Source organism: Mesorhizobium sp. WSM4828, from assembly GCF_055811175.1.
In genome coordinates, this window is sequence record NZ_JBVVQK010000063.1 from 1 (window position 1) to 14366 (window position 14366).

Annotated in this window: 16 protein-coding genes and 1 pseudogene; all 17 read left to right on the top strand. The window is 63.3% G+C overall.

The features are described from left to right. The first annotated feature begins 234 nt into the window (after positions 1–234). The 17 genes and pseudogenes from ruvC (at position 235) to ftsH (ending at position 14075) form a co-directional block, all read left to right on the top strand. Positions 235–747, top strand: a complete 513-nt coding sequence (ruvC, locus tag AC0L2X_RS31760) for a crossover junction endodeoxyribonuclease RuvC (protein ID WP_473601126.1) — start codon at positions 235–237, stop codon at positions 745–747. A gap of 55 nt (positions 748–802) precedes the next feature. Further along, positions 803–1072 (top strand): AbrB/MazE/SpoVT family DNA-binding domain-containing protein, encoded by a 270-nt coding sequence (locus tag AC0L2X_RS31765; RefSeq protein ID WP_473601127.1) that lies wholly within the window; start codon positions 803–805, stop codon positions 1070–1072. Then, positions 1050–1472, top strand: a complete 423-nt coding sequence (locus AC0L2X_RS31770; RefSeq protein WP_473601128.1) for a type II toxin-antitoxin system VapC family toxin — start codon at positions 1050–1052, stop codon at positions 1470–1472. Before AC0L2X_RS31765 ends, AC0L2X_RS31770 begins: the two co-directional genes overlap by 23 nt. A 13-nt stretch (positions 1473–1485) precedes the next feature. Beyond that, entirely contained in the window at positions 1486–2106 is a 621-nt protein-coding gene (ruvA, locus tag AC0L2X_RS31775; RefSeq protein ID WP_473601129.1) for a Holliday junction branch migration protein RuvA, read from the top strand. A 40-nt stretch (positions 2107–2146) separates the two neighbouring features. After that, positions 2147–2431, top strand: a complete 285-nt coding sequence (locus tag AC0L2X_RS31780; RefSeq protein WP_473601130.1) for an AbrB/MazE/SpoVT family DNA-binding domain-containing protein — start codon at positions 2147–2149, stop codon at positions 2429–2431. Positions 2432–2477: 46 nt separating this feature from the next. Next, positions 2478–3518, top strand: a complete 1041-nt coding sequence (gene ruvB, locus AC0L2X_RS31785; RefSeq protein WP_352489258.1) for a Holliday junction branch migration DNA helicase RuvB — start codon at positions 2478–2480, stop codon at positions 3516–3518. 127 nt (positions 3519–3645) lie between these two features. Continuing rightward, positions 3646–4116, top strand: a complete 471-nt coding sequence (gene ybgC, locus AC0L2X_RS31790; protein WP_473601131.1) for a tol-pal system-associated acyl-CoA thioesterase — start codon at positions 3646–3648, stop codon at positions 4114–4116. A gap of 294 nt (positions 4117–4410) precedes the next feature. Further along, the gene (gene tolQ / locus AC0L2X_RS31795; RefSeq protein ID WP_352489260.1) at positions 4411–5121 is read left to right on the top strand and encodes a protein TolQ; all 711 of its coding nucleotides are present in this window, start codon (positions 4411–4413) and stop codon (positions 5119–5121) included. Positions 5122–5130: 9 nt separating this feature from the next. Then, entirely contained in the window at positions 5131–5589 is a 459-nt protein-coding gene (tolR, locus tag AC0L2X_RS31800) for a protein TolR (protein WP_254816466.1), read from the top strand. 7 nt (positions 5590–5596) lie between these two features. Further along, entirely contained in the window at positions 5597–6754 is a 1158-nt protein-coding gene (locus AC0L2X_RS31805; RefSeq protein ID WP_473601132.1) for an energy transducer TonB family protein, read from the top strand. Positions 6755–6794: 40 nt separating this feature from the next. Continuing rightward, complete coding sequence (gene tolB / locus AC0L2X_RS31810) at positions 6795–8105, top strand: Tol-Pal system beta propeller repeat protein TolB (protein WP_023677994.1); 1311 nt, start codon at positions 6795–6797, stop codon at positions 8103–8105. Between the two features lie 43 nt (positions 8106–8148). Beyond that, positions 8149–8274, top strand: a pseudogene (locus AC0L2X_RS31815) (four helix bundle protein); the annotation flags it as partial. 101 nt (positions 8275–8375) lie between these two features. Then, entirely contained in the window at positions 8376–8525 is a 150-nt protein-coding gene (locus AC0L2X_RS31820; protein WP_473601133.1) for a four helix bundle protein, read from the top strand. 232 nt (positions 8526–8757) lie between these two features. Then, the gene (gene pal / locus AC0L2X_RS31825) at positions 8758–9264 is read left to right on the top strand and encodes a peptidoglycan-associated lipoprotein Pal (protein ID WP_023677992.1); all 507 of its coding nucleotides are present in this window, start codon (positions 8758–8760) and stop codon (positions 9262–9264) included. A gap of 188 nt (positions 9265–9452) precedes the next feature. Beyond that, complete coding sequence (gene ybgF, locus AC0L2X_RS31830; RefSeq protein ID WP_473601134.1) at positions 9453–10568, top strand: tol-pal system protein YbgF; 1116 nt, start codon at positions 9453–9455, stop codon at positions 10566–10568. A gap of 57 nt (positions 10569–10625) precedes the next feature. Then, complete coding sequence (gene tilS, locus AC0L2X_RS31835) at positions 10626–12044, top strand: tRNA lysidine(34) synthetase TilS (RefSeq protein ID WP_473562234.1); 1419 nt, start codon at positions 10626–10628, stop codon at positions 12042–12044. A 105-nt stretch (positions 12045–12149) separates the two neighbouring features. Next, positions 12150–14075, top strand: coding sequence for an ATP-dependent zinc metalloprotease FtsH (gene ftsH, locus AC0L2X_RS31840; protein WP_023677989.1), 1926 nt, complete (start codon positions 12150–12152; stop codon positions 14073–14075). Positions 14076–14366 lie beyond the last annotated feature (291 nt).

The window sequence follows — 14366 nt, forward strand, 5'->3', positions numbered from 1 at the left end:
TGATTGAGATCTGCAACGACCTCATTCTGGCACATCACGATGCCGTCGGGGGCCGTCCACCCCAACACGGACCCAAATGTCCGCTGCGCTCCGGTTCTCGAAACCACCACCATATGACTCGCCGGAGCGACTTTCGAAACGGTCCCAGAGGCTCTCTGGACATGACGAGCCATCGTTTCTGGTTTGTTCACATTTCGCTGGCATCGCTCCCCTAGCCAAGGGTAAACTTGGCGGATGGGGGAAGCGATTCGCATCATCGGCATCGATCCGGGGCTGAGGCGCACTGGTTGGGGCATCGTCGAAAGCCTCGGAAATTCGCTGCGTTTCGTCGCTTCCGGCACCGTGCGGTCCGACGACAAGGCGGCGCTGGCAGTACGTCTTTGCCAATTGTATGACGGGCTCGCCGAGGTTCTGCATGCCGCGATGCCGCACGAGGCGGCGGTCGAGCAGACCTTCGTCAACAAGGATGCCGCGGCGACGCTCAAACTCGGCCAGGCACGCGGTATCGCCATGCTGGTGCCGGCGCGTGCCGGCCTCGTCGTTGCCGAATATGCGCCAAACGCCGTCAAAAAGGCGGTGATCGGCGTCGGCCATGGCGACAAGAAGCAGATCCACATGATGGTCAAGGTGCTGATGCCGAAGGCGACCTTCGACACCGACGATGCCGCCGACGCGCTGGCCATTGCCATCTGCCATGCGCATCACCGGCAGAGCATCGCCTACAGGATGGCGGCGCTGGCCGGATAAGTTGTTCTTGACTTGTTCTTCGGCTGATAATAAGTAATACCGACGAGGTATTACCATGCGTGTTACCACCAAAGGCCAGGTGACCATCCCGAAGGAGATACGAGATCATCTGGGTATCGGCCCAGGTTCGGAGGTGGAGTTCGTTCCCACCGAGGACGGCGCTCGGGTGATTGCGGTCAACGAAAACATGTCGGAGGCGGAAGCCTCGCGCAAATTCATCCAGATGCTCGATCGTATGGCCGGTACGCTGGATCTCGGGGGCATGACGACGGACGAATATATGGAATGGCTGAGGGGGCCGCGTGAAGATCTCGACATTGATTGACACAAATGTCCTGATCGACGTTTGGGGTCCTGCCGGACGGGGGACGAAATGGTCGACGTCAGCGATCACCGCATGCCGGCGCGACGGCGCGCTTGTCATCAACACAATCGTCTGGTCCGAACTCGCGCCGCTGATTGCGACCGAACAGGCCCTTCGCCAAGCAGCCGGCATGCTCAAGATCGAGCGTGAATTCCTTCCGTGGGAAGCAGCCTTCCTCGCCGGTGTCACGCATTCCCGCTATCGCCGCGCCGGCGGCATTCGCGAACGAACGCTGCCGGATTTCTTTATTGGAGCCCATGCAGTTGTCGCCGGGCATCGCCTGCTGACGCGCGATGCCGCGCGCTATCGCAGCTATTTCCCGGACCTCGATATCATCTCTCCGGAAACCCACCCGGCATGATCGGCAAGCGCAAATGATCGGCAAGCTAAAAGGCACGCTGGACGAAGTCGACGAGGATTTCTGCATCGTCGACGTGCATGGCGTCGGCTATGTCGCCTATTGTTCGGCGCGCACGCTTGCGGCATTGCCGCAGCCGGGCGAGGCGGTGGTGCTGTTCATCGAGACCTATGTGCGCGAGGACATGCTGCGGCTCTATGGCTTCCAGTCGGTGCTGGAACGCGAATGGTTCCGGCTGTTGATGAACAATGTGCAGGGCGTCGGCGCCAAGGTGGCGCTGGCCATCCTGTCGACGCTGGCCCCAGCCGACCTCGCCAATGCGATTGCGCTGCGCGACATCGCCATGGTCAGCCGCGCGCCTGGCGTCGGCAAGAAAGTCGCCGAGCGCATCGTCACCGAATTGAAGAACAAGGCGCCGGCCTATGCGGGCACTGCCTCCGGCACCATCGGCCTGAAGCAGGAGCTCGGCGAAGGCGTTGCCCCGGCGCCGATCACCGACGCCGTCTCGGCGCTCGTCAATCTCGGCTATTCGCGCGACACGGCCGCCAATGCGGTGGCGGCGGCGCTGAAGACGGCAGGCGAGGAGGCGGACGCGTCGAAGCTGATCCGCTTCGGGCTGAAGGAGCTGGCACGGTGAGACGTTGCCCGACAAATAAATTCCGACTAGGAACAAGAGCATGGTCGGATATGCGGGCTTGACCTCCAGGGGGCAGCTTACGATTCCAAAGAAAGTCCGGAACGAGTTGTCGCTCAAGTCAGGCGATACTGTTGCCTGGACGGTCGTGGATGGTCTCCTGATAGGAACGCCGCGCAATCTCGAATTTGCCGACCTCGCTGGACTTCTAGGTGATCCACCTGACGGGCCTGTTACGCTGGAACAGATCGACGCGGTGGTAAGAGATGCAGTAGGCCGCCATGTTGTTGGCGAAGAGCAAGACGGCGAACGCGAGGGTGCCGGGTGACCTTGATCCGTGTCGATACGAACTTTTTCCTTCGAGCGGTATGCGAATGAGCCTTTCGCCACGCCTCATTGCTCCCGACAGACGCGGCGAGGACGCCGAGCAGACCTTGCGGCCGCAGACGCTTGGCGACTTCGTCGGCCAGGCGGCGGTGCGGGCCAATCTCAAAGTCTTCATCGAGGCCGCCAAGGGCCGCAGCGAAGCACTCGACCATGTCCTGTTCGTCGGCCCGCCCGGCCTCGGCAAGACGACGCTGGCGCAAATCATGGCGCGCGAGCTCGGTGTCAATTTCCGCTCGACCTCGGGTCCGGTCATCGCCAAGGCCGGTGATCTGGCGGCGCTGCTCACCAACCTCGAAGACCGCGACGTGCTGTTCATCGACGAGATCCACCGGCTCAACCCGGCGGTCGAGGAAATCCTCTATCCGGCGATGGAGGATTTCCAGCTCGACCTGATCATCGGCGAGGGGCCAGCGGCGCGCTCGGTCAAGATCGACCTTGCCCGCTTCACGCTCGTCGCCGCCACCACCCGGCTCGGCCTGTTGACCAACCCGCTGCGCGACCGCTTCGGCATTCCGGTCAGGCTCAATTTCTATTCCGTCGAGGAACTCGAGCAGATCGTGCGGCGCGGCGCCCGCATCCTTGCCATGCCGCTAGGCGACGACGGTGCTTTGGAGATCGCCCGGCGGGCGCGCGGAACGCCGCGTATCGCCGGCCGGCTGTTGCGCCGGGTGCGCGACTTCGCCAGCGTTGCCGGCGACGGCCATGTCGACCGCAAGATCGCCGATGAGGCGCTGACGCGGCTGGAGGTCGACGGGCTCGGCCTCGACGCGCTCGACCGCCGTTATCTCCAGATGATCGCCCGGAATTTCGGCGGCGGGCCGGTCGGCATCGAGACCATCGCTGCCGGGCTTTCCGAGCCACGCGATGCCATCGAGGACATCATCGAGCCCTTTCTGATCCAGCAAGGCTTCATTATGCGCACCCCGCGCGGCCGCGTGCTGGCGGCCAATGCCTGGCGGCATCTCGGCCTCGACGCGCCGAAGGACCTAGCGCAGCAGCAGATCAGCCTGTTCCAGGAAGAACCGTAAGTTCCGCTGCTTATGGCTTCGGTGCTGGCAGTCCCGGCCCAGCCCTCCAGGTCTTGATCATCGCCGGTCTATGCGCAAAACAGGTGTTGCTTGAAACAGGGCCCGTCGGGACCAAAAGGACAGCGCAATGGACGATCATGGTGAATCGGCATTGTCCGCCGGGCTTTCTGGCGCGCTGACGGAATTCGGCCATCGATTGATGGCGCGGGTCTATTATGCCGACACCGATTTCTCCGGCGTCGTCTACCACGCGCGCTATCTCGAATTCTTCGAGCGCGGCCGTTCCGACTATCTGCGGCTGGCCGGCGTCCACCACACCGAGCTTGCCGATGGCAAGCATGGCGGGAAAATAGTCTGGGTGGTGCGGCGCATGGAGATCGACTTCCGCGGTTCGGCCCGCATGGACGACATCCTGACCATCGATACGCGCACCGAAGACATTTCCGGCGCCCGCATCGTCATGGCGCAGCAGTTGAAACGCGGCAGCGAAGTGCTGGTCGAGGCGCGGGTCGAAGCGGCGATCGTCGGCGAGAACGGACGGCCACGGCGCTTTCCCAAGGACTGGATCGCAGCCTTCATGCCCAGAACGCGCAAATAAAGGTTCAGAGGCAACGATCCCGGAGCTCCCGTCCGGGCCAGGATCACCGGGCGGCTCGTCGGGGCGCGGCAATGCGCCGCGCTGTACGTCCTAACCCATCCTTAACCATAACGGTCCATGAAGGGATTGGTTAAGATTGGAAGAATCCAAGCGCCTTCCTTTCACCAATATTTGCCCTGAAAAGGCCGCCAACGGTGCATTTGGGGTTATTCCGCAAGCTTAACGCGAACGGACCACAAGGGATGCCCATGGGCCAGCCGCCAGCCACGCCCGGAAAATCTTTAAGGACGTAACATGGAAAACATCGCTCTCGCCGACCCGGGCGCGCATTTATCGATTTGGGCCTTGTTCATGCAGGCCGGTTGGGTGGTCAAGCTGGTCATGATCGGCTTGCTCTGCGCCTCGATCTGGACCTGGGCGATCATCGTCGACAAGCTCGTCGCCTATGCCCGCATGCGGCTGGCGCTCAATCGCTTCGAACAGGTGTTCTGGTCGGGACAGTCGCTGGAAGAACTTTACCGCACGCTCGCTGACCGCAAGACGACCGGCATGAGTGCGATCTTCGTCGCCGCCATGCGCGAATGGAAGAAGAGCTTCGAGAAGGGCGCGAAATCGCCGCTCGGCCTGCAGACCCGCATCGACAAGGCGATGGATCTGGCGCTGACCCGCGAGATGGAAAAGCTGGAAGGGCGGCTCGGCTTTCTCGCCACCACCGGCTCGGCGGCGCCCTTCATCGGCCTGTTCGGCACGGTTATCGGCATCATGACCTCGTTCCAGGCGATCGCCGCCTCGAAGAACACCAGCCTGTCGGTGGTCGCGCCCGGCATCGCCGAAGCGCTGCTGGCGACGGCCATCGGCCTGCTCGCCGCCATTCCCGCCGTCATCGCCTATAACAAGCTGTCGTCGGACGCCAGCAAGATCGCCGTGCGCATGGAAGGCTTCGCGGATGAGTTCTCCGCCATACTCTCGCGCCAAATCGATGAAAAAGTCGCGCAGAAGGCCTGAGGAACGATCATGGGAATGTCCGTAAGCGCAGGTGGTGGAGGACGCGGCGGGCGCGGCCACAGGCGGCGCGGCCGCCATCACGCCTTGATATCGGAGATCAACGTCACGCCGATGGTCGACGTGATGCTGGTGCTGCTGATCATCTTCATGGTCGCAGCACCCTTGCTGACGGTCGGCGTGCCGATCGACCTGCCGGATACGCAGGCCAAGGCGATGAACGCCGATACGCAGCCTATAACCGTGTCCATCAACCCGGCCGGTCAGATCTACCTCCAGGAAACCGAGATCCCGATCGAGGAGCTGGTGGCCAAGCTGCAGGCGATCTCGAAGACGGGCTATGACGAGCGCATTTTCATCAGGGGTGACAAGGCGACGGATTACGGCACGGCCATGAAGGTGATGGCCCGCATCTCGGCTGCCGGCTACAAGAATATCGGCCTGGTTTCATTGCAGGAACAGGATCAGTAGACGCAAGATGAGGACCGGCCTCACCACATCGGTGATCTTGCATACGGTGGCGATCGCCTTCGGGCTGTTCACGTTGTCCTCGCCCCCCGCGATGCCTGCGTCCGATGCGGAATCGGTTTCGGTCGAGATCGTGCCGATGGAAGCGACGGCACAGGTCCTGCAAGGCGACAAGAAGGCCGTGATGCACGAAAAGCCGGCGCCGCTGCCGACACAGCGTCCCGACATCGTTCCCGATGCCCAGAAAGTCGGCGAGAACAGCGTCGACACCGACAAGCCCCCGACACCGGAGCCCAAGCCCCAGCCAGTCGACATGACGGCGGCTCCGCCACCCGCGCCGACCCCGGTCGAGAAGCCCAAGCCTGAGGACGTGCCGAAGCCGAAGGAAGAGCCGAAGCCTATTCCCGCTACGGAGGTGGCGCCGGTGCCGCAGCCGAAGGAAGAGGTCAAGCCCGAGCCTGTCAAGCAGACCGAACCCAAGCCGACCCCGGCCAAGGAGCCGACGCCCACGCCGCCGCAGGACAAGACTGCCGCGATCGAGCCGCAGCCCGAGGTCAAGCCGGACGCCGTCGCCGAGGCGATTGCCAAGCAACCGCCAACCGAGGAGGCGCAGCTTCCGGACTCGGCGCCAGCACCCGAGGCTCGGCCGAAGCCGCAGCCGGCCCAGGCCGAAAGCGCCAAGGCGCCCGAGCGCAAGGATGCCGACAAGCCGGTCAAGGAAGCCTCGTCCAGGCCGAAATCGGACGACAAGCAATTCAACGCCGACGAGATTTCGGCTCTGCTCGACAAGCGGAAGCCGTCCGGCGGCGGCGCCAAGCGCTCGACCCAGCAAGCATCCCTCGGCGGCGACAAGGATCAGGGCCAGAAGCTTTCGAAATCGGAGCAGGGGGCATTGGAGGCCCAGCTTGGCGGTTGTTGGACGCTTCCGGCAGGGCTCGAGGGTTCGGAGAATTTCGTCGTGGTGGTCCGGTTTAATCTGGACGCCTCCGGCAAGCTGGATGGCCGGCCGAGCGTTGAAAAGTCGAGCGGAAACCGCCCGTTTGACGAAAGTGCAGTGCGCGCGGTTCAGAAATGCGACATGGCCGGCCTGCAGGTTCCGGCGGGCAAGCAAGACATCTGGTCCGACGTTCGGGTCACTTTCGACCCCAGGGAGATGCTCGGTCTTTAGGCCCGGCTCCCACAGAATCAGCGAAGAGAAGCGAGAAGACATGAAATCCATCCTCAAGCCGCTCCTGACGATCGCAGCGATGGCGCTGGGTATGACCGTTGCCGTCACCCTGCCGGCGCGGGCGCTCGTTGAGCTCAACGTCAACAAGGGCAATGTCGAGCCGTTGCCGATCGCCATCACGGACTTCCAGGGCGGCGATGCGCTCGGCGCCGAGATTTCCGGCATCGTCAGTGCCGACCTGAAACGCTCCGGGCTGTTCGCGCCGATCGACAAAAGCGCTTTCATTGAAAAGATATCGAACCCGGATGCCACGCCGCGCTTCGAGGACTGGAAGGTGATCAACGCCCAGGCTCTGGTCACCGGCAGCGTTGGCAAGGAGGCAGACGGCCGCATCCGTGCCCAGTACCGGCTGTGGGACACCTTCGCCGGCCAGCAGATGTCGGGCGAACAGTTCTTCGCCAACGACGCCAATACCAGGCGCGTCGCCCATATCATCGCCGACGCGATCTACGAGCGGCTGACCGGCGAGAAGGGCTATTTCGACACGCGCGTCGTCTTCATCGACGAGTCCGGTGCCAAGAATGCGCGCAAGAAGCGGCTTGCCATCATGGACCAGGACGGCGCCAACGTCCGCTATCTCTCGAACGGCAAATCGATCGTGCTGACGCCGCGCTTCTCGCCGAACCGGCAGGAAATCACCTACATGTCCTATGAGAGCGGTCAGCCGCGGGTGTACCTTTTGCAGATCGAGACGGGGCAGCGCGAGCTGGTCGGCAATTTCCCCGGCATGACGTTTGCGCCGCGCTTTTCGCCGGACGGCCAGAAGGTGATCATGAGCCTGCTGCGCGACGACGGCAATTCCAACATCTTCGCCATGGATCTGAGAAGCCGCTCGACAACCAGGCTTACCAATTCGACCGCCATCGACACCTCACCGTCCTACTCGCCTGACGGCAGCAAGGTGGTGTTCACCTCGGACCGCGGCGGCCGCGCGCAGATTTATGTGATGGGCGCCGACGGCTCGGGCCAGACCCGAATCTCGTTCGGCGACGGCGTCTATTCGACGCCGGTGTGGTCGCCGCGCGGCGATCTCATCGCCTTCACCAAGCAGACCGGCGGCGAATTCCAGATCGGCGTCATGCGCACCGACGGTTCGGGTGAGCGCATCCTGTCCACCGGCTTTCAGCAGGAAGGGCCGACCTGGGCACCCAACGGCCGGGTGCTGATGTTCTTCCGCGATTCCAATGGTGGACCAAAACTTGTTTCGGTCGATCTCACCGGCCGCAACGAACAGTCGATCCCGACGGCGAACTTCGCCTCGGATCCGGCCTGGTCGCCGTTGCTGGAGTGACGGAAGAAGAACAGAGGAATTGAAGAACTGAAGAACTGAGGAGATGGAGAAGCCGGGGCGCTACGTTGAGCGTGCGAGGGAGCTGGAGGTCTACAAACGCGCCTACGCGGTTTCTCTTGAGGTGCATAGAGCCACGCTTGCTTTTCCGAAAATTGAGCAATACGCGCTTGCCGATCAATTGCGACGCTCGAGTAAGGCAATCTGCGCCAATTTAGCTGAGGGATTTGCAAGCAGAGCCATTCCAAAGCCGAATTCGCTCGCTTCGTTTCGATGGCGGTGGGGTCATGCAGCGAAGTGGAGACGTGGATATCTTACGCCTTCGATCTTCAATACATCACGCAGTCCCAACTCGACGCCTGGCAGCGATCTTATGCCCAAATCCATGGGATGCTCGTGAGCCTCAGAGAGAAGCTGACGTAATTCCTTTTCTTCAATTCCTCAGTTCTTCAGTTCCTCAATTCCCTCTTTTTCATGTTTTGGCCGCATTTCCGCCTACGGTCCGCGCTCATTGTCGCCCTTGAGTAGCCCTCGGCAGAACGGTTGTGGACGGCAGCCGAAACCAAATTTTAACCGTGTTTCTTGAGCGCCGGTTAACCCAAACGTGGTTACTGGACGATCAATGAAATCACTCGAATTGCGAAGGAGAGGCGGCATGGGCCGTATCGCAGCACTTACCACAAACCCGGTCATGATCGCGCTGGTCGCGATGCTCGCGATCACCGGTTGCGCCTCGAAGAAGACGCCGAACAGCGCCGCCGATCTCGGCCTCAACGGCGCCGGCGCGGCAACGCCCGGTTCGGCCCAGGACTTCACCGTCAACATCGGCGACCGCATCTTCTTCGACACCGATTCGTCCTCGATCCGCGCCGATGCGCAGACGACGCTGTCGCGCCAGGCGCAGTGGCTGAACCAGTACAAGCAGTATGCCATCGTCATCGAAGGCCATGCCGACGAGCGCGGCACGCGCGAATACAATCTGGCGCTCGGCGCCCGCCGTGCTGCCGCCACCCGCGACTTCCTGGTCGCCAAGGGCGTTTCGGCGCAGCGCCTGAAGACCATTTCCTACGGCAAGGAGCGTCCGGTCGCGGTTTGCGACGACATCTCCTGCTGGTCGCAGAACCGGCGCGCCGTTACCACGCTGGGCGGCGCCGGCTCCTGATCGGCAAAAATGCAACACTTGGTGCGAAAGGCGGCCGCAGGGCCGCCTTTTTCATATCTGCCCGCTCCAAACAAAATTTGGCCGAAGTCTCACGTCCTGTTAAGAGCCGAGAGCGTCTGGCTAGTCCCCAGTTGGCTGGTTTACTTCGAGTGAGAGGCGCGCAACAATGGTTTCACGGCGAGAGGCACATGCATTTCAGATCGGTCTTGAGCGGCACGCTTGCGCTGCTGCTCGTATCAAGTATCGCGGCACTTGCTGACAGTATCGGGGCAAACGGCACCGAGCAGTCATCGGACAGCGGTTTTTCCTTCCATCTGCCGACGATCAAACTGCCCGGCATTTTCGGCGAAAAGAAAAAGCCGGATCAGGTTCAGTTCGCGCAACAGGACGGCACCGGCACTCCGGCGCTGGAGGAACAGCTCCGGCAGATGAACGGCAAGATCGAGGAACTCAATTTCCAGGTCCTGCAGATGCAGGAGCAGATCCGCAAGCAGCAGGAAGACAACGAATTCCGCTTCCAGCAGCTGGAAGGCGGTCCGCAAGGCGCGCAGCAGCCGGCCGAGCAGAAGAAATCCGAGGCGGCGCCTGGCAGCGACGGCCCCAACGGCGACAATAACGTGGCGGAGGCACCGGCAACGCCGGCTCCGGCCGATGCGGGCAAGGCGGCAGACGGCGGCAAAAGCGTCGAGGACGTCATCGTCGAATCGCCCAACAGCGATCCCGGCAAGCTGATCCCCGGCGCGCCGCCCAAGACGTTCGGCACCATCACCGTCGACAAAAACGGCAATGTCGTCGAAGCCGACGGCAATGCGCAGGCGAACGCGCCGGAGCAGAATACGGCCCCAGCCAACGGCGCCAGCGCAGTCGGCAACAAGGCCGGCAAATCCGACGATACGGTGGTCGCGGCACTCCCCTCGACCAACGATCCGGAGGAGCTTTACCGCAATTCTTACCAGTTCATCCTGTCGGGCGACTACAGCACCGCCGAACAGGGTTTCCGCGACCACATCGCCCGTTTTCCCAGGGACGCCAAAGCGGCGGACGCGCATTACTGGCTCGGTGAATCGCTGCTCGGCCAGCAGAAATACCGCGATGCGGCCGAGATTTTCCTCGCTGCCAGCAAGGACTATCCCAAGGCCAAGAAAGCGCCCGACATGCTGCTGAAGCTCGGCGTTTCACTGGTCGGGCTGAAGCAGCGTGATGTGGCCTGTGCCACTTTCAGCGAGATCGGCAAGCGCTACCCCGATATTTCCGGCGCGCTCAAGGAGCGGGTCAAGCAGGAAAGGGCGCTCGCGGCGTGCTAGTTGTTCCGCTGCATGTCGTTGCCCCAAAACCGGGCCCACTTTTGGGCGACATGCATGATGCTCGACACCGAGCCTGACCTTTCGGATTTTTCGCGGATCGACTTTTCCAACGGCGCTGTTGCGGCCGTGTCCGGCGGCAGCGATTCGACCGCCCTTCTCCTCCTCCTCAAAGCCCATCTCGACCGTACCGCGCCGGCAACGAAATTGCTGGCGGTGACGATCGATCATCAATTGCGGCCGCAAGCGGCAGCGGAAGCGCAAGCAGTGGCCAGGCTGTGCGCGGCGCGCGGCATTGCCCATCGCATTCTCGCCTGGTCGGGGCACAAACCATCGACCGGCCTGCCCGCCGCCGCGCGCGAGGCGCGATACCGGCTGCTCGCCGAGGCCGCCGAAGCGGAAGGCATCGGCCTGATCCTGACCGGCCACACCGCCGACGACCAGGCCGAGACCGTGCTGATGCGGCAAGCACGTGACGAGCTGCCAACTGATGAGAAGCCGCGGGGCCTTGCCGGCATGGCGCCGGCAACCCTCTACGAGTGGCGGCACTGGATCGTGCGGCCGCTGCTCGGCGTAAGGCGTGCTGAGCTGCGCGAATTCCTGCGGCGTGAACAGGTTGCCTGGATCGAAGATCCGACCAATGCCGACACCGGTTTCGAGCGGCCGCGCGTCCGCGCAGCACTTGCCGAAGGCGACGGTGCGCCTCGCGTGGCTGAAGCGATAGCACTGGCCAGAAAGGCGGCGGCCGAGCGTGAGCAGCTGGGACATCGCGCGGCCATGCTGATCCGCAGCCTGGTCTCCAGGCCGGCCGCCGGCCTCATCCGCCTCGATCGGGATTTTGCGACGGCCGCCGACAGCCGGGCGGCCATCTATGCGCTGCGTATCCTGCTGGCGGCGACCGGCGGCACCGCCTTCCTTCCCGACCAGGCCCGCAGCGAAGCCCTTTTCGGCCGGCTCCGCACCGGGTCGCTTTGTGCCACATTGTCGCGGACCGTGATCGATGCCCGGCGTGCCGGCATCTTTCTGCATCGCGAATTGCGCGATCTGCCACCCGCTGTCGACGTTTCCGACAATGCCCTTTGGGACGGCCGCAGACGGATCACATTGGGAGACAGTCCGGGTGCATTGTTGATCGCACCGCCGTTGGTAGCACCGCTCGGGGCGGCTCTTGCCGCAAAGCGGGCAATTGCCGGGCATGGCACGCCGGCAAGCCTTGTGCGTGCCGCCTTGGCCGCCGAGCCGGCGCTGTGGCGGGATGGCGAATGCCTTGGCCTGCTCGGGGAAGGCCCGGGTTTGCCCGGGGAAAGCCCGATGCCGGCGGCGGTCGCCGCATATCCGGCAGTTGCGCCCTTCGCCCGTTTCCTGCCGTCCTTCGATCTGGCGCCGGCCGATGGCATCGCTGCCTTGCTTGGCGCGGCGCCGGTTCCAGCCTCGCCATTCGGCGGCCACAGTGCCGGCCTACCACGGGCGAAAGCTTAACTGAGACCTGCTGTTATGCTTGGCAAGGGGGAACGCTCTCCCTATGTTAGGGCCAAGTTTCCTCTCACGACGCGTGTCCGCCCAGCGGCGCCAACGGGACAATTGATGAATCCGAATTATCGCAACCTTGCGCTCTGGGCGATCATAGCGGTCCTGCTCATCGCTCTCTTCAATCTTTTCCAGACGCCGCAGACGCGTGGAGCCTCGAGCGATGTCCCCTATTCGCAGTTCCTGCAGGAAGTCGCGGCGGGACGGATCAAGTCGGTGACCATCGCCGGCGCCCGTATCTCCGGCAACTACACGGACAGTTCCAACGGCTTCCAGACCTATTCGCCTGGGGATCCGTCGCTGGTTTCGCGGCTGCAGGACAAGAACGTCACCATCAATGCGCGTCCTGAATCCGACGGCTCCAATTCGCTGTTCGGTACCCTGATCTCCTGGCTGCCGATGATCCTCATCCTCGGCGTCTGGATATTCTTCATGCGCCAGATGCAGTCCGGTTCCGGCCGCGCCATGGGCTTCGGCAAGTCGAAGGCCAAGCTTTTGACCGAAGCGCACGGCCGCGTCACCTTCCAGGACGTCGCCGGCGTCGACGAAGCCAAGGAAGATCTGGAAGAAATCGTCGAGTTCCTGCGCGACCCGCAGAAATTCCAGCGGCTCGGCGGCAAGATCCCGCGCGGCGTGCTGCTCGTCGGTCCTCCCGGAACCGGCAAGACGCTGCTCGCCCGCTCGGTCGCCGGTGAAGCCAACGTGCCGTTCTTCACCATTTCGGGCTCGGACTTTGTCGAGATGTTCGTCGGCGTCGGCGCAAGCCGCGTCCGCGATATGTTCGACCAGGCCAAGAAGAATGCGCCTTGCATCATCTTCATCGACGAAATCGACGCGGTCGGCCGCCATCGCGGCGCCGGCCTCGGCGGCGGCAATGACGAGCGCGAGCAGACGCTGAACCAGCTACTGGTCGAGATGGATGGCTTCGAATCCAACGAAAGCATCATCCTGATCGCCGCCACCAACCGGCCAGACGTGCTCGACCCGGCGCTGCTGAGGCCGGGCCGCTTCGACCGCCAGGTGGTGGTGCCGAACCCCGACATCGTCGGCCGCGAGAAGATCCTGAAGGTGCATGTGCGCAACGTGCCGCTGGCGCCCAATGTCGACCTCAAGGTGATCGCGCGCGGCACGCCGGGCTTTTCCGGCGCCGACCTGATGAACCTGGTCAACGAATCCGCCCTGATGGCGGCGCGGCGCAACAAGCGCCTCGTCACCATGGCCGAATTCGAGGACGCCAAGGACAAGATCATGATGGGCGCCGAGCGCCGCTCGTCGGCGATGACGCAGGCCGAGAAGGAGCTGACCGCCTATCACGAGGCCGGCCACGCCATCCTGGCGCTCAACGTGCCGTCGGCCGATCCGCTGCACAAGGCGACCATCATCCCGCGCGGCCGGGCACTTGGCATGGTCATGCAGCTGCCGGAAGGCGACCGCTATTCGATGAGCTACAAATACATGATCTCGCGCCTCGCCATCATGATGGGCGGCCGTGTCGCCGAGGAGTTCAAATTCGGCAAGGAGAACATCACCTCCGGCGCCTCCTCCGATATCGAGCAGGCGACCAAGCTGGCGCGCGCCATGGTGACGCGCTGGGGCTTCTCCGACAAGCTCGGCCATGTCGCCTATGGCGACAACCAGGAGGAGGTGTTCCTCGGCCATTCGGTGGCGCGCACGCAGAACATTTCGGAAGAGACGGCGCAGATCATCGACGCCGAAGTGCGCCGGCTGATCGACGAGGCCTATTCGACGGCAAGGTCCATCCTGACCAAGAAAAAGAAGGAATGGATCGCGCTGGCGCAGGGCCTGCTCGAATACGAGACGCTGTCCGGCGAGGAGATCAAGCAACTGATCGCCGGCAATAAGCCCGCACGCGACCTCGGCGACGACACACCGCCGAGCCGCGGCTCGGCCGTGCCGAAGTCCGGACGCCGCAAGAAGGGCCCCGAGCCCGAAGGCGGCATGGAACCCCAGCCGTCAAGCTAGGCTCCGACCCAGGAGAGATCGACTTCGAAGCGCCGCGGCTCTAACCGCGGCGTTTTTGTTCAGGAGGTGCCGATAGCCGACCACGGCGCGAAAGCCCCTCACCCATTGCATCCGCTCCGTGACGGCTTCAGCAAATGCAGAGTTACAAGGGGCCTGTCCTGCCGACCTCTGAAGACCTGGGTTCCTCGCCCCCGCAAGGCGGGGGAGAGGTGGCCGCGGAGCGGCCGGAGAGGGGGGCGTCGTAGAGCGCGGCGGGGGGGGGGGGCGGCGCGCGGCGGGCGGCGCGGCCCC

What these genes read in the sequence shown, in the direction of transcription:
- ftsH (WP_023677989.1), top strand. Translation starts at nt 12,150, where the DNA reads ATGAATCCGAATTATCGCAACCTTGCGCTCTGGGCGATCATAGCGGTC.
- ybgF (WP_473601134.1), top strand. Translation starts at nt 9,453, where the DNA reads ATGCATTTCAGATCGGTCTTGAGCGGCACGCTTGCGCTGCTGCTCGTA.
- AC0L2X_RS31820 (WP_473601133.1), top strand. Translation starts at nt 8,376, where the DNA reads ATGGCGGTGGGGTCATGCAGCGAAGTGGAGACGTGGATATCTTACGCC.
- tolB (WP_023677994.1), top strand. Translation starts at nt 6,795, where the DNA reads ATGAAATCCATCCTCAAGCCGCTCCTGACGATCGCAGCGATGGCGCTG.
- ruvB (WP_352489258.1), top strand. Translation starts at nt 2,478, where the DNA reads ATGAGCCTTTCGCCACGCCTCATTGCTCCCGACAGACGCGGCGAGGAC.
- ybgC (WP_473601131.1), top strand. Translation starts at nt 3,646, where the DNA reads ATGGACGATCATGGTGAATCGGCATTGTCCGCCGGGCTTTCTGGCGCG.
- ruvC (WP_473601126.1), top strand. Translation starts at nt 235, where the DNA reads ATGGGGGAAGCGATTCGCATCATCGGCATCGATCCGGGGCTGAGGCGC.
- ruvA (WP_473601129.1), top strand. Translation starts at nt 1,486, where the DNA reads ATGATCGGCAAGCTAAAAGGCACGCTGGACGAAGTCGACGAGGATTTC.
- tolR (WP_254816466.1), top strand. Translation starts at nt 5,131, where the DNA reads ATGGGAATGTCCGTAAGCGCAGGTGGTGGAGGACGCGGCGGGCGCGGC.
- AC0L2X_RS31780 (WP_473601130.1), top strand. Translation starts at nt 2,147, where the DNA reads ATGGTCGGATATGCGGGCTTGACCTCCAGGGGGCAGCTTACGATTCCA.
- pal (WP_023677992.1), top strand. Translation starts at nt 8,758, where the DNA reads ATGGGCCGTATCGCAGCACTTACCACAAACCCGGTCATGATCGCGCTG.
- tilS (WP_473562234.1), top strand. Translation starts at nt 10,626, where the DNA reads ATGCTCGACACCGAGCCTGACCTTTCGGATTTTTCGCGGATCGACTTT.
- AC0L2X_RS31805 (WP_473601132.1), top strand. Translation starts at nt 5,597, where the DNA reads ATGAGGACCGGCCTCACCACATCGGTGATCTTGCATACGGTGGCGATC.
- tolQ (WP_352489260.1), top strand. Translation starts at nt 4,411, where the DNA reads ATGGAAAACATCGCTCTCGCCGACCCGGGCGCGCATTTATCGATTTGG.
- AC0L2X_RS31765 (WP_473601127.1), top strand. Translation starts at nt 803, where the DNA reads ATGCGTGTTACCACCAAAGGCCAGGTGACCATCCCGAAGGAGATACGA.